An 18,437-nucleotide genomic window follows, 5' to 3' on the forward strand; every position below is an offset into this window, starting at 1 on the left:
CGCCGATGACAACGGCGCGGTGGTCGAACAAGGAACGCGCCGTGACCAGACCGTGTGCCAAGCTCCCCAGGTCCGGTGATGTGTGCTCGATGTAGCCGGCGAGCCGGGTGGCTTGAGCGCGCAGTGCCGCAGCTGTCTTCGCGCTGAGCACAAGAGGAACCGTGTCATCGATGGTGCTCGCCTGTTCCTCTTCGATGACTGGGCCTTGCTCGATGATGACGTGCGCGTTGGTTCCGCTGACGCCGAACGCGGAGACCGCTGCTCGTCGTGGACGCCCGGTGTCGGGCCAGACTCGCTGTGCCGTGGTGAGTTCGACGCTGCCGCTGGCCCAGTCGACCTGACTGGATGGTTCGTCTACATGCAGGGTTTTGGGCACCATTCCATGTTGTATGGCCATGATTGTCTTGATGACGCCACCAACGCCTGCTGCGGCTTGACTGTGGCCGATGTTCGATTTCAATGACCCCAGAAGGAGTGGGGGCGCCTCTGGCGGCCTTTGGCCGTAGGTGGCGAGCAGTGCTTGAGCTTCAATGGGGTCACCGAGGCGCGTTCCGGTGCCGTGCGCTTCGACAACATCGATCTCACTCGCCGTCAGGTCTGCGTTGGCCAGTGCTTGACGGATGAGGCGTTGCTGGGAGGGGCCGTTCGGCGCGGTAAGGCCGTTCGACGCGCCATCCTGGTTGACCGCTGAACCTCTTACGACCGCAAGTACGCGATGTCCGAGACGTTGCGCGTCAGACAACCGCTCGAGCACGAGGACACCGATCCCCTCGGCCCATCCGGTTCCGTCCGCGGAATCTGAGAAGGCTCTGCATCGGCCATCGCGTGACAACCCTCGCTGCCGGGAGAAATCGACGAACACGTCCGGCGAGGACATCACGGTCACGCCGCCCGCCAACGCCATCGTGCACTCGCCTTCCCTGAGCGCCTTGGCAGCCAAGTGCAGTGCCACCAACGACGAGGAACAGGCGGTGTCGACCGATACTGCGGGGCCTTCCAGTCCCAGCACGTACGACACCCGCCCCGACGCCACACTCCCCGCGCTGCCGTTGTAGAGGTATCCCTCCACTTCGTCCGGGACGGTTCGCAATCGTGATCCGTAGTCGTGATACATCAATCCGGCGTACACGCCAGTACGGCTTCCGCGTAGGGACAACGGGGCGATGCCCGCACGTTCCACGGCTTCCCACGACACCTCCAGCAGAAGACGCTGTTGCGGGTCCATGGCGAGTGCTTCGCGTCGGGAGATACCGAAGAAGTCCGCGTCGAATCCGGAGACGTCACTGAGAAAGCCGCCGTGCCTGACGTAGGTCTTGCCAGGTTGGTCCGGATCCGGGTCAAACAGCCCGTCGATATCCCAGCCCCGGTCGTCCGGGAACGCGGCGACAGCGTCGACACCCTGGCTGACCACGGTCCACAGGTCCTCGGGGGAAGCCACGCCGCCCGGGTAGCGACACGCCATCCCCACGACCACAACAGGATCGGCTGACGCGGCAGCCAAGCGGTTGCGAAGCCGCAAATTTTCCTTCACGGCGTGTCTCAGCGTATCCTCGAGTTGAACTCGGATGGCGTCCACAAGAACCCCTCCCAAAGCAATCCGTTGTTAGCAAGCCGAATTCGACCGTTACAACGGAAGAAGTCCGCTTGTTGATTGCGCTCTGGCGTGGTGAACACTCGGGCCTACGTCGCGAGCGCGTCATCTTGGGGCGGCACTACCCGGCGCAAGAAGCTTCTACTTCGCCATTACGACATGGGCATTCGGGCGGCGTTATAATGTCCTGCCCCTGATTGCTGGTCTTCATCGGATCTGCTGTAGCCCTGTGCTGCTACAAACGCTACGTTCAACTCGCCACATAGGACACGGCCCTAGCCGGAGCCGCAGTGCGCGCTTGTGTGGTTTCGATCAGGTTTCAGGCGCGGCCTGGCGCGGCCTGGCGCGGATCAGCGTCGCAGCGGCGACTGTGCCCCGGTCGGCTCTATACAGTTGTAGGGGCGGACCGGGGCAGCGGCGGTTCACATCGTCGCTTTGACGAATCGCGAGCCTAGATTACGAAGGGCAGTCAGTCGGCGGGCAGGTCGGGACGGATCTTGCGCAGCGAGCTCTTGCGGACGATCAGACCTTCGCGAAACGTCAGCAGATCACAGCCATCAGTTTCGATGCGGGCACCGTTTGGCTTGGTCGCGGTGAACGTCCATTCGGTTACTCCGCGGTCGCCTGCCACGAAGTGGCGTGCATCGTGCCATTGAGCATCAGGCATGCGGTCCAGCAGCGACTGGTAGCCGTCGCGGACCGCCGATTCGCCGCTGAAGCGTTCCCCGTCACGATCAGCTCCGGTCGATGCCTCGTAGACCCCATCGGGGTGCATGCAAGACATCAGCGCATCGATGTCGTGTCGATTCCAAGCGGCCGCGAAGCGCTCCATCAGCGCCAAGAGCTCGCTCGCTTCTGCCCTAGCCATGCAGCTCAAACCTCATCGGGGTCGGTTGCGGTCCGTTGCACGGCCCCGGCATCTGACATACCGAGACCGCCCACAGCAAATCCATCTCGGCCCGCAGCTCGACAACGTCGCCAGGCCGCGAGAGTGACTCCTGTACTTTGAGGCTGCCATCAGCGCCATATGGGAAGTTCATGAACACGTTGAAGCAGCTAGCCGGATTCAATCCCGTCATTGGGGTGTCGAGCTCGATGAGCTCGTTGAGGATCGTTTCGTAGCAGCCCGGCTGGTCGATTTTGAACAGTGAGTTCAGCTCTCGTGAACAGAAGCCACCACCAGCGTAGTGTATGCCACAGGTGTCTTCCGTCATCGTCCATATTGGACGCATACGGTTGGTGACGAATACGTCATCTTTCCCCAGCTGCCAAGACTCGGCAGCGAAGGTGGTATAGGTCACGTCCAGGTGCTCGCCGGGATCCTCAGCGCTGAAGGACACCAGGTCCGCGACCTGCTGACCCTCGAGATCGATGATTCGCAAGGTCTGTCCGGCGGCAACACGGCCTGATGCTCCTGTGCCCGGGGCGACATCGCGGACCCAGAGCGGCTTAGATGATGAAGTGATGGTCACTTGAGAGCTTTCTTCCCAGGTTCGGGGTGAATTTGTGCCTGTGCTTCAGGGACGGGAGTGGAGGGCTGGTCGAGCTGTTTGACGACGTCGCGTACAAACCGGTAGGTGACTGCGCCTCCGGTGAAGATAACGACGAGCATGATCGTGACGCTCCAGTTCTGGTACCAGGACGCCCCGTCGTGCCTGGGCCATGTGATGTTAACGATCTCGAACGCCAGCCAGGCGACTGCGGCGACGTTGATCGCTAGTCCATATTTGCCGAGGCTCAACGGCCCCGCGGTGTCCTGCCCGCGCAGACGGGCGATCAGCATGCCGCCGACCGGGAACGCGAACGCCACGTAGAACCCACCGATGGCGAGGTTGAACAGCGTGACGCTTAGGTCGGTACCAGTGAGGAGTAGCAGCGGAACAGCCCCCAGGGTTACGATGAGGACCGCGATCCAGGGAAGTTGCTGCCGTCGCGAGAGTCGGCTCATAGCCCGGTGCCCCGGCAGCAGTTCATCACGTGCCAAAGCGTAGATCACGCGTGAAACCGACGCCTGTCCAGCAACCGTTCCGGCCATAAATCCAATGACTACGATTGCGAACAACGGCTTGGTGATGCCGGAACCCAACTGGGCGGACAACGTGCCGGTGATCGGATCGGAACTCTTGCCGAGCGAATGCTCCGGGATCGCGAGGATCAGCGCAAGTGCAGAGTACATGACCACGAGTCCGACGATCAGCAGCGATAGGATGATGGCCTTCGGTGCGGTCCGTGACGCGTCGACGGTTTCCTCGGCCACCGACCCCGCGGATTCAAAACCGACGAACGCCCAGCCGACGATTGCCATCGCGGCGAGCATATTCGGCGTTGTCACACCGCTGTCGCCTATGCCGTCAAAGATGGCCGACAAGCTGTTCTCGCGGTAGAAGAGCAGCAGGATCGTCCCGATTACCAAGCTTCCGAGGACTTCGGCGGAGATGCTCACAACAGTGATCAGTCGCAGCCCCATGCGGTTGAGGGCGTTGATCGCCGTCGCGGCGGCGAGGATGACCAGTGAGAGGACGATGAGCTGTGCGCTGCTCGGGTCGTGGATCCCCACCAGTGGTGCGAGGAAGGACGCTCCGACATACGCCGGAGTCGCGGTCGCCACTACCAGTGTGCATATGTACACCCACCCGGCGAACCATCCGTAGCGGGCTCCGATCAGTCTCCTGGACCACTGGTATACGCCGCCGACGAGAGGCCACCGAGAGGCCGCCTCGGCCATCACGACGGCAACGAGCAGTTGCCCGAGAAGGACGATGGGGATCGCCCACCAGAACCCGGGCCCGGCGGTTGAGATGCTGGGCGCGAAGATCGTGTACAGCCCGATGATCGGCGAGATGAACGCGAACGCGAGTGCGAACGCTGACCAGAGGCCGAAGTCTCGCTTCAGCTCGTTGGCGCGAACGCTGGTCTCCATCGCCGCACCGCCTTTCGATGACTCTCTCATCGACGTTCAGCTCACTTATCGGCTGATGCCGGTTCGACCGACGTTGTGGGCGGGACGATCAGACGGCCGTCCCAAGCCGACCTCTCGCCGTTGTCGTCCTTTCCGGAGTGCACGATGATGGCGCGCTCGTGTGAGAGTTCCTTGAACCCGAACAGGCCGTGGTAGCTGCCCACTCCACTGTGATTCACGCCCCCGAAGGGGAGGGCCGGATCACCCCAATGAGATGCCCAGCCGTTAACGGTCACGCCACCGGAAGATGTGCTCCGCAGTACTGTGTCCACGAACGCGTCGTCTTCACTGAAGATGTACATGGCCAGAGGCTTCTGTGCCTGCTGAAGGAAACCTGTGACCTCCGTGACGTCGCGATACGTCAGAACGGGGAGGACGGGTCCGAAGATCTCCTCCTGCATCACCCGGGCATCCAGCGGGACATCGAGCAGCACGGCCGGCTCGAAGCTGTCGCTTCCGTCCGTGGCCCGGCCACCTCGGGGAAGCACGGCTCCTCGCGCCACGGCGTCGTCGATGTACGCCTGCACCCTGTCGGAATTGCGCTTGTCGACCATCCGGGAGATTGTGCTCTGGTCGAAAGCGCCGTCGCGATAGTGCTTGCGATCGATCGCCTCCCAGTAGGAGCTCAGGAAGTCGTCGCGAAGTTCTTCCTTGATCCAGAGATGGTCTACGGCCAGGCAGATCTGACCGCTGTTGTACTGTCGGCCCTCCGCAACTATCTCCGCAACCTCGACAAGATCGGTTGTCCCGTCGACGATCCCGGGGCACTTCCCACCCAATTCCAGGGTGACCGATGCCAGATGCTTGGCCGCCGCGGCCATGACAACCTTGCCTACAGTCGGGCTCCCGGTGAAGAAAACGTGGTCAATGGGCTTCTCCAGTAGCGCATTGGCCACGTCGACGCCGCCCTCGATTGCCGAGACCTCCCGTTCGTCGAAGACCTCCCGGATGATCGCTGCCGTGACCTTCGAGGTCTCCGGACACATCTCATTGGGCTTGACGATGGCGGTGTTCCCCGCGGCGATCGCCGGCACGAGCGGCTGCAGCGCGAGCTGGAGGGGGAAATTCCAGGGCCCGAAGATCAGCACCACTCCACGGGCCTCGTACTCCAGCCGTACGGTGGCACCGGGGTAGTCGGGAGAGGGGCCGAGATCAACCGGCGCCATCCAGCCCTCGAGCTCTTCCAGTGCCCGATCGATGTGATCGACGATGTTGTTGATCTCCGCGTGTGCCTGCGTGTCGCCAGACGGCTTCCCCAGGTCGGCGTGCAGTGCCTCGACCGCTCGGTCGGCATGACGCAGCACACCGGCTCGCAACCTCTCGAGCATCGACCGTCGATGCGCAGCTGATGAGACCTTCGCGGTCCATCGGTAGTCGCGCTGGATATCGAACACGCGATCTATTTCCTGCCGGACTTCCCTGTCCATGACTCCCACCTTAATTTCTTCCGCCTGAGATCCGAGGCCCGCGGCGCCGCGCCCGGTTCGACCCCTCCTTGTCGTATCCTCGCAGGGCCAATCAGAAAGCGTCTAAGACGTGATTCGACTGGTTCCATAAGGGAGAGATATCGATTATCACCGTGCGCATCCTTCCGGTGTCTCTCAGTTGTGCTTCTCGGCATCCTGGCGATCTCAAGTATGTGGCGGTGCTTTCCTGGCGTAACCTGAACCTGTGGAAACTCGGGATCTTCAGTACTTCGTCGCCGTGGCCGAGGAAGCCAACTTCACCCGCGCAGCCGAGCGACTGCTGGTCGCTCAGCCGCACGTGTCTCAGCGGATACGCGAGATGGAGCGGGTCCTGGGGCGAAGTCTGTTCGAGCGGACGTCACGCCGCGTCAACTTGACTGCAGCGGGACAGCGACTCCTGATGCTTGCCCGGCCCCTTTTGGAGCAACTCGACTCGATCGAGGGGCAAATGGGTTCGTCGACGGAGGAAGTTACAGAGGATCTCACAGTCGCCGCCATAAAATCGTTGCCCGGAGTTCAGCTGTCGGCGCTCATCCACACTTTCCGGCGCCGCCATCCGGGCGTCCGGTTCATCCTCCGCGAGCTGACAACGACGACAATGCTCGATGAACTCGCGGCCGGAGCAATCGACCTGGCCATCGCTCAAGCTCCCGAGGGGAACCGCTCGGGCCTGATCATTGATGATCTCGCCAGGGACGATTTCGTGCTGATCGTCCCTCTCGAGCACCGGCTTGCCCACCAACATACGGTGAGTATGTCGGAACTCGGTGCGGAGGTTTTCATCACCTTGGATCGCGGATCTGGCACGCAACGGACCCTTCGGACCGCGGCTAAGAAGGCAGGCTTCATGCCGCGGGTGATGATCGAGGTATTGCAACTCGACACCGTCCGTGAGCTAGTCGCGGCCGGGCTGGGGGTCGCGTTGATGCCCCGTTCAAAGGCCGAGACCGCCGGGCCTGCGGTGAGCGTCTTGGACATGGGGCCACCCAAGCTTGCTCGTCGCATCGTGATCGCCACACCCGAGGTCGGCAGCTCGCCCGGTGCGCTTGCGTTCAGAGAGATCATCCTCGACGCCTTCATGCGTGCGCACAACTCTCCGGCGAGCTAACCAACTTGATCAGGTGTCAACCGTTGTCAAGAGCGCGTGCCTGAGGGGTTTGTCTTGTGCGACCATCGTCTGGGCACCCCGGGTACGCTGCCAGCTCTGTCTTCGAGGTCCATGAGCAGGTTGCGGGCGAGTTGGGCGGCCCATGCGCCGGTGGGGTGGGCGGTGACGCCCAGGACATGGACGTGCCGGGTCTTGATCTCCATGACGAAGAAAACGTAGAGACGTTCGAGGAAGATGGTCTCCACGTGCATGAAGTCGCAGGCGAGCAACGGGCGGGCCTGGGCGCGGAGGAAGGAGCGCCAGGTCTGCTGGGAGGCGCGCTGCTGGTGGCAGACCGGAGCGGCGCAGGACGCGCCGGATCGTGGCGGCGACAACCCCATGACGGAGCCGTCGGAGTTCGCCTTGGATCCTGACGTATCCCCAGGTCCGGTTGGGGTTTGGCGCCATTTCCAGCGCACTACGAGACGGCGGTGCCAGTTCGGCAGGGTGCCTGGGGTGACACGCGGTGGCGGCGCAAGACGGGTGGAAGGTGCCGCGCGCGAGCGGAGAGCACGGCACGATCGGCCCATGAGAGCCGCGGGCGCTCCATCTGACGGCGCAGGACAGCGACCTCATGGCGAAGCGCGAGGATCTCGGCGTTGCTCGCGGCGGTCGATCGGCCCAGCAAGAGGAGGCAGCCCAGCAGCCGGCAAAAGATCAGGTAGAGCAATCGCAGACCCACGATCACTGATCGTGCCCATACTTGGGCGAACGAAAGGCTCCAGGAATGGTCACCGCAGAACATGAAGGTCAAGTCGATGGTCGAGGCGGTGGAGCCGCTGGGGTGCACCGCATGGGGCGCGCCCGTGAACGGCATCACCGGTGTCCACCTGTTCACCTTCAAGCCGGTCAAGGGCGGCGTGCTCAACCGCGGAGGAGTCTTGGGCAGGCTCTCCCGTCGAAGCCGACATCCCCGGCAGTCAGAGCAGCCTCGACGCGGGCCTCAAGGACTGGATGCAACGGCTGAAGGACACCGCCGAGACGCGGTCCGGCTGTCACTGACCACAAAGGAGCGGCCCGGCACCCAGGAGGGGTGCCGGGCTGCCCGTGGTTCGGGGGGTGTTACTTCACCGCGCCCGCCATCACGCCCGCCACGAACTGCCGCTGGAAGGCGAAGAAGACCGCCAGCGGGATGAGCATCGAGACGAAGGCGCCCGGGCCGAGGATGTCGATGTTGTTGCCGAACTGCCGGACCTGCTGCTGCAGGGCGACCGTGATCGGCGGGTTGCCGCTGTCCGCGAAGATCAGGGCGACCAGCATGTCGTTCCAGACCCACAGGAACTGGAAGATGCCCAGCGAGGCGATGGCCGGACCGCCCAGCGGCATCACCACGCGCAGGAACAGGCGCAGTTCGCCCGCGCCGTCCAGGCGGGCCGCCTCCAGCAGTTCGCGGGGGATTTCCGCGAAGAAGTTCCGCAGGAGGAAGATCGCGAAGGGGAGGCCGAAGGCGGTGTGGAAGAGGACCACGCCCGTGGTGGTCTGGAAGATGCCGATCTCGCCGAAGAGCTTGGCCACCGGGATCAGCGCGACCTGGACCGGGACGACCAGCAGGCCGACCACGATGAGGAACCACCAGTCGCGGCCGGGGAAGTCCATCCAGGCGAAGGCGTAACCGGCCAGGGCGCCGATCACCACGACCAGCAGCGTCCGCCGGCGTCGAAGAACTCCTCTCGCCTGGTGACCTCGCGACCCGTGAACTCCCCGCGCGAGAGGCCGAGCAACTCCGTGGCGCTGCGGTACGCGGGCAGTGCGGCGTGACGCATCCCACCATGTCCGTCGACGGGCAGCTCCGCCAACTCCACGAACGTGTGGGAGCGGTGCACCGCGGTGGCGAGACTGGCGGGGAGGGAGCGCCCCCTGAACTCCGCCTCGGCGAAGCGGTGCCCGGGCTGGGCCGCCCAAGAGACACTAAGTCCCGATCCGGACGAGCCCCTTCCCAGACGGCCAAGGCCCGGCCCGCAGCCGGGTGCCGCCGAAGGAGCGTCTCGACGTCGGAAACCGAAACTTCCGTGTGGTAAGTCATCCGGCCCAACCATCCGTGAGAAGCATTCATGTCTGGCTCCACTCTAAGAACCGGCCGACATCGCGCCATCAGCATTCGCGAGGCGATGACATCAGCGTTTCGTGGAGGAGCCTCGAGTTCCCTCCGACTCCAACGCATCGTGTGCACTGCGGGGACCGACTGCCCCCAGGTCGGTCGTTGGTGTGGTCACCGGTGGCTCGTTGCATCCGGTGGTAGAGGTCAATGCCGTGTCCGGTGGTGGCCGTGTCGGTCAGGGCCTGGAGTTCGGTGGGTGGGTCCTTGTTCGTCCAAGCTCGCCACCACCGGTTGAGGGCGACGGCAGGGGTGAGCCAGGAACGGATGGCTCGTAAACCCCGGGGCCAGCGGCGCAGCCGCCACTCCTGGCCGTAGGCGGAGTCTGCGGTCGCCCAGGCGATCGGCAGCGGCGAGGCGATCGCCCGCAGCACCATGGCCTTGGCCATGTCGGGCTAGGTGGCGAAGGCCCGCTCGTCGGGGGTCTTCGCCGCCCGGCAGCGTTCGCGGTGGCGGCGACACACGATCGAGGGGCGGCACGGGAAAGAGAACGCAGACCCGCAATCAGCCCACTACACTCACCCAAACCACCCCTGGACAGGGAAAGCAGCGAAGTGCTGCTGGAGTACTAGGGCGCGCATTGAGTCGTGACCAATGGGTGGTTCGGGTGAGGCCCTTGAGCCAGATCATCGAGGCGCGCAGGTGGAGTCCGGCGAGGCAGCTGTCGGGGGTCTTGATGCCCCTATGGATGTCAAGCTGCCAGGGCCTGGTCGCGGGGCCGAGCATGGGCTCGAATGATGATCGTGTAGAGCTCTCGGGCGACGTAGCGTTTCAGGCAGCGGATGGCTTCGCGTCGGGTTTTGCCTTCGGCGATGCGTCGCTCGACGTAGCTGCGGCTGCGTGTCTCCCAGCGGAGTCGGGCAAGGACGATCGTGTAGAGAGCCGAGTTGGCCTGACGGTCGCCGCCTCGATTGAGCCTTCTGCGCTGTGTCTTGCCCGAGGAGGCTTCGACTGGGCTCACCCCGCAGAGCGAGGCAAACGAAGCCTCGCTGTGGAGTCGTTCAGGATTGTCGCCTGTGGCGATGAGTAGCGCCGCGGCGGTGTCCGGACCCACGCCGTAGCAGTCAAGCAGTTGCGGAATGTGCTGCCTGATCACGTCGGTGGTCTGCTGCTTGAGAGCGGCGATCTCATCATCGAGTTCCTCGATTCGACGGGCGAGCAGCCGCAGGGTGAAGACCGCGGCTGCCCTGGCCGTGCCGGCCGCAGACCTGTGCAGTGTCGTGCAGGCTCGGACCAGTTTGGGAATGGTCAGCCCTTCCAGAGACTCTCGCAGCTCTGGACTGGCCGTCACGAGTACCGCCTTGAGCTGGTTGATGGCCTGGGTGCGGGCTTTGACCGCGGAGACCTTGGCCATCTTGAAGAGCCGGAGAGCTTCAACGGGACCGTCAGCGAGCTTGGCCGTCGCGGTGGCTCGGCCGGACAGCACGGCATGCGCTGCTGCCTCGGCGTCGATGGTGTCGGTCTTGCCGCGACGGCGGCGTGTTGCCTTGTCCGGCTGGTTCACCTCGATGACGGTGAGCTTGTTGGCGCGCAGAAAGCGGCTCAGCGCAGCTCCGTAGGAGCCGGTGCACTCGACTCCAGCGTGGCTGACCATGCCTGATGAGCGGGCCCAGTCCAGCAGTTGCTGGTAGCCATCGGCCGTGGCAGGAAAGCTCCGGGAGCCGATCAGCTTGCCCGTGGTCGAAACCACGGCTGCCACGTGGGCATCCTTGTGGGTGTCGACACCCAGAACGACCTCACGACGGCAGTCATGGTGAAAACGGATCGGCTGGGCCATGGTGGCACTGGTCATCTGTCTCCTGCCATCGAACCGGAGCTGGTGGCCGTCGCCGGGCTGGCAGGGTGGTCAGGACTGTGACGGTGCCTGTCGCGAAGGCCCCTATCGGGACACACCCGCCGGCCTGGCGGCAGCAAGTGCCGTCCCGGACAGTGGCCGACAGATCAAGACTCAGGACAAGACAGTCAGTCGTATCGCGGGTCAGGCCACCACCGAGACGGCACCGCCATCCTCACAGTCGTATCGGGTGGCGATGCCTCGCCAGGCTTTCAGCTTATTGATCAGGCGTTCGACGGTGTTCCGCTCCTTGTAGAGGTTCGCGTCGTAACTGACGGGCCGACCGCCGCCGGAGCCCTCCTTCTTCCGGTTGGCGGCCTGGTCCTTCTTCTCCGGGATGACCGCCTTGATGCGGCTAAGCAGCGCCTACCTGCTGAAATTCGCCTGGACAAAGATCGTCCGACACCAGATGGTCCACGGCTCGGCGTCCCCGGACGACCCTGCCCTTGCGACCTACTGGGCCGAACGGCGCCGCACCAGCACACCACCGCCGATCGACCGCGCCACCCTGTGCCTGCTCCAGGCGCGGAACGGGCAGTGTCTGATTTGCCGGGGCCCGCTGCTGCACGCCGACGCCCCGCCGTCCAGCCCCACCGAATCGGAGCAATGGCTGCGGGGCACCCGCCAGGCCATCACCACCAAGAAGATCACCTATCGCGGGATCGACACGTCGGACGGGGGTACAGCTCCGACTTATCCACGCGTCCTGCTTATCCACGCGTCCTGCGGCACTGCGCACCTGTGAGCCTTCGGGGCTTGCTTGAGCCGAGCTGTGGGGAAACCCGGCACGGCCGGTTCCGAGGGGGGACCGTCGCAGCAATGCGGCGGTCCTACCCGACTCAGCGTCCACGCGCGACCGACACGGCCTCGTGCCCGCTGCGGTGGCGGCTCTTCCTCCCCCGGGAGTGGGCGGCTGACGCCTTCCGGCGCCGACGGACCTGCGTGCCCAAGGATGTCGGGCACCGGGAGAAGTGGCAGCTGGCGCTGGACACCCTGGATGAACTGGCCGCGGCCGCGGGGTGGGAAGCCTTCCGCGAGGCGACCTGGCGGGAAGGCTCCCGCGGCCCGATGACCTCCCGCTTCCTCACGAAGTTTGTCCGGCCGGCCGGGATGCGCTCACGCCGGCCGGCCCAGCCGCGGTGGCCGAGCACGGCCGGTGGGACGGCGTCCTGCCCTAGGTGCGGCTGCTGGCCGAATGGCCTGACTGCGAGGAAGCACCGATCCGGTTCTGGCTGTCGGACCTGCCCGACGACATGGCGATTCCGGAGGCCTGTGGCTGGGCAGGGGCTTTCCCTCGATGCGGCGCTGTCGTCGCCGGATCCCGCTTCGCGGATTACGTAAGTCGGCCCTTCACAGCTGGTGGTAACTGAGTGTCATGACTTCGAAAGGGCCGCTCAAAAGTTGACTTCGCAGCTCGGAGGAGGCGTTTCACCGGATATGAGGCCCTGTCTCACATTCGGTGGTAACGGAGAGTCGTGAGGGTCGTTGACATTCCCGTGAAGAATGTCAACGAGCTCGTGCAGACGGTGTTTTCGGGGATGTCCCCGCTGGTCATAGACGGGGTCACCGACGAGGGCGAGCGGATCGTGGTGCGAGCCCGGACGCCGACGGAGGCCGCGGTCTGGCCGGTGTGCGGGGCGCCGTCCGGGCGAGTACACGGATATCAGCTGCGGACGGTGGCCGACGTGCCGGTCGACGACCGCCGGGTGGTGGTCCGTGTGCGGGTCCGGCGCCTGGTGTGTCCCACGCGCGGCTGCCGCCACACCTTCCGCGAACAGGTGCCCGGAGTCCTGGAGCGATACCAGCGCCGCACCGCCCGCCTGACCAGGCAAGTTAAGGCCGGGGTCGAGGAGTTAGCGGGCCGAGCGGGTGCACGCCTGTTGGCGGTACTCGCGGTGGGCCTGTCGCGTCACACGACGCTGCGCACCCTACTGCGCATCCCACTGCCCACCGGGCGGACACCCCGTGTGATCGGCGTCGACGACTTCGCCCTGCGCCGACGGCACCGCTATGCCACCGTGGTGATCGACGCCGAGACCCATGAGCGGATCGACGTGCTGCCCGACCGCACCGCCGACACCCTTGAAGTGTGGCTGCGCAAGCACCCGGGTATCGAGGTCGTGTGTCGTGACGGCTCGGCGACCTATGCCGAGGCCATCCGCCGCGCCCTGCCCGACGCGGTGCAGGTCGGAGATCGCTGGCATCTGTGGCACAACCTGTGCGACGCCACCCTCAGCGAGGTGAAGGCCCACAGCACCTGCTGGGCCACCGTACTGGACGCACCCATCTACGACGGGCCCCGCGCACAGACCACCCTCGAACGCTGGCGCCAGGTCCACGACCTCCTCGACCAAGGCGCCGGCCTGCTGGAATGCGCCCGCCGCCTGCAACTCGCCCTGAACACCGTCAAACGCTACGCCCGCGCCGACCAGCCCGAACGGATGCTCCGCGTCCCCAAATACCGCGCCAGTCTCGTCGACCCCTACCGCGAGCACCTGCGCAAACGCCGAGCCGAGGACCCCGCCGCCCCCGTCAAGCACCTCTTCGAAGAGATCAAAGCCCTCGGCTTCACGGGATGCCTCAACCTTCTGCACAAGTACATCAACCAAGGCCGCGCAGACGCCGACCGCAGCCACATCTCCCCGCGGCGGCTCGCCCGGATGCTGCTGACCAGGCCCGACAACCTCAAGACCGAGCAGCACGGACTCCTGGCCAAACTCACCGCCTCCTGCCCCGAGATGACTCAACTCGCGGCCGGTATCAGAGACTTCGCCCCGCTCCTTACGCCGCACGCCGACAACGCCGACGCACTCACGCGCTGGATCGCCCAAGTCCGAGAGGCCGACCTGCCTCATCTGCGCACCTTCACCCGGGGCCTGGACCGAGACCTCGACGCCGTGATCGCGGGGCTCACCCTTCCGTACAGCAACGGCCCCACCGAGGGCGTCAACACGAAGACCAAACGGATCGCGCGCCAGATGCACGGACGAGCAGGCTTCACCTTGCTCCGCCACCGTATCCTCCTCGGATAGCAGCACGCTCCGTTACCACCGAATGTGAGACAGGGCCGGATATGAGATAGAGCCAGTGAGTGACACACCTGGGCTCAGGCGCCAAGCTGAGTCCGCTGTCCACCGGCTTCAGACCTTCGCTGTCGTGGACGTTCGTGGCGGAAACGCCGACGAGGAGGGGCAGTCCGTTCGCGTCCGACAGGATGTGCATCTTGGAGCCCGGCTTGCCTCGGTCCACGGGGCTCGGACCTGTTCGTTCGCCCCTTTTTTCGCCCTGACGTGAGCGGTGTCGAGGACGACGCGGGTGACGTCAATGAGGCCGGCGTCATCCAGCCGGTGCGGCACCGCTTCGTGCAGGCGGCCCCACAGACCGGCTCTGGACCAGATCAGAAACCGGCGGTGCGCGGTCGACTTCGACACGCCGAAGCACGGCGGCAATGCCCGCCAGGCACACCCGCTGACCAGCACGTAGATGATGGCCGCGAGCAGCGTTTCATCAGGGGTGTTGGCCGTTCCGCCGCCCTGCGACCGTGTTCGTTGCTTCGGGATCAGCGGCCTGGCGACCTCCCACAAGCCGTCCGGCACGATCCAACTCCACGTTCTCTGCCCCATACCGAGCCAACGCCCGCCTCACCACGTAGGACACGGTCTTAGTGCGTGATCTCATAGTCGAGACGGCTAATCCGAGCGGGTGGGTACGAGCCTGCCGTTGGTTCACCCGTCGCGGGCAAGGCCGTCGTACTCCGTCGGCATGACCGTCACCGCCATGCACCAGGCTGTCGTGAAAGTCCCGGTTGCGGCCTGGCCCGCGGTCGTCGAATCCGACGGCAGCATCCGCGACGGGGCGTGGGTGTCGATCGTCCTTCCCAGGCCACCCCCAGCAGTTGCAGCAGGCGGAACCACCGCAGCACGCCGTACCCGTAGCTCCGGGCTGTCCGCCCCTCCATCAGCTCGTGCCGAAATTCCACGGTCTCCTCCGCCGCATGACTGACGAGGCGGTCGGCTAACGGCTGCTGCTGGACTTGTTCACCGAGTACGGCGACGCCGAGGCCGACCCCATCCCGATCGCCATCGAGACCAGCGGCGGCCAACTGGTTGCCGCACTGCGGTCAGGCAATGAGGCAAGCGGCAGGTCTTCGCGGTCAACGAGACGGCCGCCGTAAGCTAGCGCGACCGGCATAGCGTTTCGCGTAAGAAATCCGATCCGGGCGACGCCCTGGTTCTGGCCAACATCCTGAGCACCGACAAGCCCATGCACCGTCCGCTGCCAGCCGACACCGACCCCGCTCGGGCCATCGCCTTGCTGGCCTGGGCCCAGCAAGACGCGACCTGGAACCGCCAGCAATTGCGAACCAGCTTCGTCCCTTGCTCCGCAGGTACTATGCCGCTGCCTGGATGCCTTGGCCGTCTGGGCCAACGGCCTGTGTGGGTCCGACGCCTGTAAACTGATCATGCCGGTGCCCACCCCGGGCCCGGGCAGCTCGTCTCTCCCGGGCACAGATCCGATCCGCACTCATGCGGGTAGGAAGGCCGCAACTGTGACAGCGATGTCGAGGCTGACCGGCTGCGCGTGATCTTCCCGGGCACCTACGCCTGCCAGCCGCAGCTGGTCGAGGACGCGCTCGGCAAGCAGGCTCTGGCCCTCCCGCGGCAACTGGAGGCCACGCGCGCGCCCCCGACGAGCTCACCGACAACGAGGGCTCATGAACGACCGAGGTGAGACCACAGGCCAAAGGCGGGCCTAGGATTCAGCGACTCCCATGCCGCCGCGCCCGCTGGCCGGGCGTCGGCGCTTGACTGGTCATGCCAAGGTCAGGGTGCGCCTCTGCGTGAAAAACTCGCGGGCAGCCAGACCCTGCTCGTGCGGTCCGAGCGCGGAGGCGCGGCTGCCGCCAAACGGCGCATGAAAGTCGGCTCCGGACGTCGGCGCGTTGATCTTGACCATGCCAACCTGGAGCTCGTCGCAGAAGGTCATGGCCGCCTCCAGATCGGAGGTGAAAACTGAGGCGACCAGGCCGTACGTGCCGTAGTTGGCCAGTCCGAGGGCTTCTTCACGCGAGCGGGCGCGAACCACCGCAGCGACAGGCCCGAAGACTTCCTGTTCGATGAGCACGTCGCGTGAGCTGCTGACGTCGACGAGCGTCGGGGTGACATAGAAGCCCTCCAGCCCGTCGACAGCCGTTCCGCCGGTGATCGTGCGACCGCTGCTGCTCGCGACCGCCGCGAGCACCGACTGCCTTGCCACCGCGTCGATCAGCGGGCCGACCTCGGTGCCCGGCAGCGCGGGGTCGCCGACCTTCAGCGCCTTCAAACGGTCGGCAAGGAGGTCGACAAACGCATCGCCCAGCGGGTCCTCGACGATCACGCGACTAGTCGCTGTGCACTTCTGGCCGGCGTAGCCGGTGATCGCGGTAGCGATGGTTGAGGCCGCCTGCTCCATGTCGGCGTCGCGGAGCACGACCGAAGGGTTCTGACCGCCCATCTCGCACTGTACTGCCACTCCCCGCGCGCCTGCCCTGGCTGCGACCGAGCGACCGACCACAGTAGACCCTGTAAAGGACACGGCGGACACCGACGCGTGGTCGATGATCGCTTCGGCGACGTCTCGCTCACCGGTCAGCATGTGCAGGATGCCGTCGGGAAGGATCTCCTGCGCCGCGGCGGCGAACCGCCGCGCGACGCCGATGGCCGAGGATGCCGGCTTGAGCAGCACCGCGTTGCCGTAGGCAAGGGCCGGCGCTGCCTTCCACGTCGGTATGGCCAGTGGAAAGTTCCACGGGGTGATCATTCCGATGACACCGACGGGGTAGCGGCGGGACAGTAGCCAGCCACGGGCGGTGCTGGAGGGCAACGTCTCGCCGTCGGGCAGCATCGCCAGCCCTGCGTAATAGCGCAGAATGTCGACGGAGCGGACGACTTCCGCACGAGCTTCGCCGATCGGCTTGCCGACCTCGTCGCAGATCAGCGAGGCGAGCGATTCCGCGTCGGAAGACAAACGGTCCGCGAACGCCATGAGTGCCCGGCCGCGTTCGCTTGCCGGCAGGCGAGCCCAGTCTCGCTGTGCCTCTGCACCGCGACGCGCGGCCTCGTCGACTTCCTGCGTGCTACTAGCCGGCATTCGGGCGATTTCGAGGAGTGGACGTGCTGGGTTCACGCTGACGATGTCAGTCACTGAATCTTCTCCAGGGAGTTGGGTGGAAGGAGGGTGGACGTCGGTCCGTCCAGCCAGGCGCGTAGTTCCGGTCCGTGTTCATCGAGGTGTGGCGGCGTGAGCCGGGTCCGCGGCGGCGTTGCACTGAGCCCGATGGGCGACCGGACCGACGCGAAACCATCAAGGCGGTCGATCGGCTTCAGCCCGAGTGACTCCGCCATACGGAAGGCGTCGGCAAGGTCGTTGACCGAGCCGCAGGGCACGCCGACGCTCGAGAGCACCGAGGTCCAATGACGTCGGTCGTGGCCGGCCAGAGCGGTCACGAGTACCGGACGCAGCTCGTCGCGATGAGAAACGCGCGCCTCGTTGGTAGCGAAGCGCGTATCTGTGGCCAATCCGGGCATGCCCAGCGCGCCACAGAGCGCGACGAACTGCCGGTCGTTGCCCACGCAGAGCATGAGCGTTCCGTCGGCAGTAGGAAAGGTCGAGTATGGCTCGATGCTCGGGTGCGCGTTACCGACTCGGGCCGGGACGACATCTGCGTTGAGGTAGGCAGACGAGTGGTTCGCCAGCGCTGATAGGACGCTATTGAGTAGTGACACGTCAACGCGCTGGCCACCCATCCCGTTCTGACGGGCATGCAAGGCCGCCAGGATTCCGGTCAACGCGTTCAGGCCCGCCAAAACGTCGACGACCGCGACTCCGGCCTTGACCGGGTCGGCGTCCGGGGTGCCGGTGACGCTCATGAGCCCGCCAACCGCCTGTATAACGGCGTCATAGCCGACCATTCCGGCGCCTGCCTCCCGACCGAAGCCGCTGATGGAGCAGTAGATCAGGTTGGGGTTGAGCTTATGGGCGTCTTCCCAGCCGAAGCCCAAGCGGTCCATCACTCCGGGCCGGAAGTTCTCGACGAGCACGTCGCTGTGTCGGATCAGGCGCCGAGCGGTCTCTCGGTCGGCTTGGCTCTTGAGATCGAGCACCAAGGACCGCTTGTTGCGGTTGGCGGCCAGGAAGTAGGTGGCGTTGCCGTCCGGGGCGTGCGGCGGACCCCATTGTCGCGTGTCGTCGCCGCGCGGTGGCTCGACCTTGATGACATCAGCGCCGAGATCCCCGAGGGTCATGGTGACGAGCGGACCTGCCAGTACCCTGGAAAAGTCGGCGACACGAACACCGGAAAGCGCTG

12 protein-coding genes and 6 pseudogenes are annotated in these 18,437 nt (G+C 65.3%); 5 read left to right on the plus strand and 13 right to left on the minus strand.

Features of this window, described 5'->3' with window-relative positions; all coding sequences use genetic code 11:
• The 5 genes and pseudogenes from ACFYOY_RS48105 to ACFYOY_RS48125 form a co-directional block, all read right to left on the minus strand.
• Positions 1–1,576 (minus strand): annotated as a pseudogene (locus tag ACFYOY_RS48105) (type I polyketide synthase); the annotation flags it as partial.
• A gap of 484 nt (positions 1,577–2,060) precedes the next feature.
• A complete protein-coding gene (locus ACFYOY_RS48110) occupies positions 2,061–2,423 on the minus strand; it encodes a nuclear transport factor 2 family protein (protein WP_330816431.1) in 363 nt (120 codons plus the stop codon).
• Between the two features lie 28 nt (positions 2,424–2,451).
• The gene (locus ACFYOY_RS48115; RefSeq protein WP_330816425.1) at positions 2,452–3,063 is read right to left on the minus strand and encodes an urea carboxylase-associated family protein; all 612 of its coding nucleotides are present in this window, start codon (positions 3,061–3,063) and stop codon (positions 2,452–2,454) included.
• Positions 3,060–4,511, minus strand: coding sequence for an amino acid permease (locus ACFYOY_RS48120; protein WP_330816426.1), 1,452 nt, complete (start codon positions 4,509–4,511; stop codon positions 3,060–3,062). The genes ACFYOY_RS48115 and ACFYOY_RS48120 overlap by 4 nt, the downstream gene beginning before the upstream one ends.
• A gap of 41 nt (positions 4,512–4,552) precedes the next feature.
• Complete coding sequence (locus ACFYOY_RS48125) at positions 4,553–5,977, minus strand: aldehyde dehydrogenase family protein (RefSeq protein WP_330816428.1); 1,425 nt, start codon at positions 5,975–5,977, stop codon at positions 4,553–4,555.
• A 244-nt stretch (positions 5,978–6,221) separates the two neighbouring features.
• On the opposite strand from ACFYOY_RS48125, the gene ACFYOY_RS48130 reads away from it, so the two are divergent.
• Complete coding sequence (locus ACFYOY_RS48130; protein WP_330816429.1) at positions 6,222–7,124, plus strand: LysR family transcriptional regulator; 903 nt, start codon at positions 6,222–6,224, stop codon at positions 7,122–7,124.
• 89 nt (positions 7,125–7,213) lie between these two features.
• Here the strand turns inward: ACFYOY_RS48130 and ACFYOY_RS48135 are convergent.
• The 5 genes and pseudogenes from ACFYOY_RS48135 to ACFYOY_RS48155 form a co-directional block, all read right to left on the minus strand.
• Positions 7,214–7,845 (minus strand): annotated as a pseudogene (locus ACFYOY_RS48135) (integrase); the annotation flags it as partial.
• A 380-nt stretch (positions 7,846–8,225) separates the two neighbouring features.
• Positions 8,226–8,810: pseudogene (locus ACFYOY_RS48140) on the minus strand (carbohydrate ABC transporter permease); the annotation flags it as partial.
• The gene (locus tag ACFYOY_RS48145; RefSeq protein WP_330816434.1) at positions 8,792–8,986 is read right to left on the minus strand and encodes a hypothetical protein; all 195 of its coding nucleotides are present in this window, start codon (positions 8,984–8,986) and stop codon (positions 8,792–8,794) included. The pseudogene ACFYOY_RS48140 and the gene ACFYOY_RS48145, both read right to left, overlap by 19 nt.
• A gap of 963 nt (positions 8,987–9,949) precedes the next feature.
• Positions 9,950–11,035: an IS110 family transposase gene (locus tag ACFYOY_RS48150; protein WP_388594415.1), complete on the minus strand. Its 1,086-nt coding sequence runs from the start codon at positions 11,033–11,035 to the stop codon at positions 9,950–9,952.
• Positions 11,036–11,272: 237 nt separating this feature from the next.
• A pseudogene (locus tag ACFYOY_RS48155) lies at positions 11,273–11,443 on the minus strand (IS5/IS1182 family transposase); the annotation flags it as partial.
• On the opposite strand from ACFYOY_RS48155, the gene ACFYOY_RS48160 reads away from it, so the two are divergent.
• From ACFYOY_RS48160 to ACFYOY_RS48170, 3 genes are all read left to right on the plus strand, one after another.
• On the plus strand, positions 11,442–11,837 hold the full coding sequence (locus ACFYOY_RS48160; protein ID WP_351906260.1) for a hypothetical protein: 396 nt from the start codon (positions 11,442–11,444) through the stop codon (positions 11,835–11,837). The pseudogene ACFYOY_RS48155 and the gene ACFYOY_RS48160 sit on opposite strands and share 2 nt — an antisense overlap.
• A gap of 74 nt (positions 11,838–11,911) precedes the next feature.
• Positions 11,912–12,433 carry a transposase gene (locus tag ACFYOY_RS48165; RefSeq protein WP_388594410.1) on the plus strand — a complete coding sequence of 174 codons (522 nt, stop codon included), beginning with the start codon at positions 11,912–11,914 and terminating at the stop codon, positions 12,431–12,433.
• Between the two features lie 197 nt (positions 12,434–12,630).
• The gene (locus ACFYOY_RS48170) at positions 12,631–14,124 is read left to right on the plus strand and encodes an ISL3 family transposase (protein ID WP_388594418.1); all 1,494 of its coding nucleotides are present in this window, start codon (positions 12,631–12,633) and stop codon (positions 14,122–14,124) included.
• A gap of 70 nt (positions 14,125–14,194) precedes the next feature.
• On the opposite strand, the pseudogene ACFYOY_RS48175 reads toward ACFYOY_RS48170, so the two are convergent.
• A pseudogene (locus tag ACFYOY_RS48175) lies at positions 14,195–14,715 on the minus strand (IS5 family transposase); the annotation flags it as partial.
• Between the two features lie 401 nt (positions 14,716–15,116).
• On the opposite strand from ACFYOY_RS48175, the pseudogene ACFYOY_RS48180 reads away from it, so the two are divergent.
• Positions 15,117–15,769: pseudogene (locus tag ACFYOY_RS48180) on the plus strand (transposase); the annotation flags it as partial.
• A 135-nt stretch (positions 15,770–15,904) separates the two neighbouring features.
• On the opposite strand, the gene ACFYOY_RS48185 reads toward ACFYOY_RS48180, so the two are convergent.
• The gene (locus ACFYOY_RS48185; RefSeq protein ID WP_330816175.1) at positions 15,905–17,275 is read right to left on the minus strand and encodes an aldehyde dehydrogenase family protein; all 1,371 of its coding nucleotides are present in this window, start codon (positions 17,273–17,275) and stop codon (positions 15,905–15,907) included.
• Positions 17,272–18,437, minus strand: a 1,166-nt coding sequence (locus tag ACFYOY_RS48190; protein WP_351906264.1) for a CoA transferase, incomplete at its 5' end; no start/stop codon positions are given. The genes ACFYOY_RS48190 and ACFYOY_RS48185, both read right to left, overlap by 4 nt.

The organism is Streptomyces sp. NPDC007875, from assembly GCF_042868035.1.
Classification (GTDB): domain Bacteria; phylum Actinomycetota; class Actinomycetes; order Streptomycetales; family Streptomycetaceae; genus Streptomyces; species Streptomyces antimycoticus.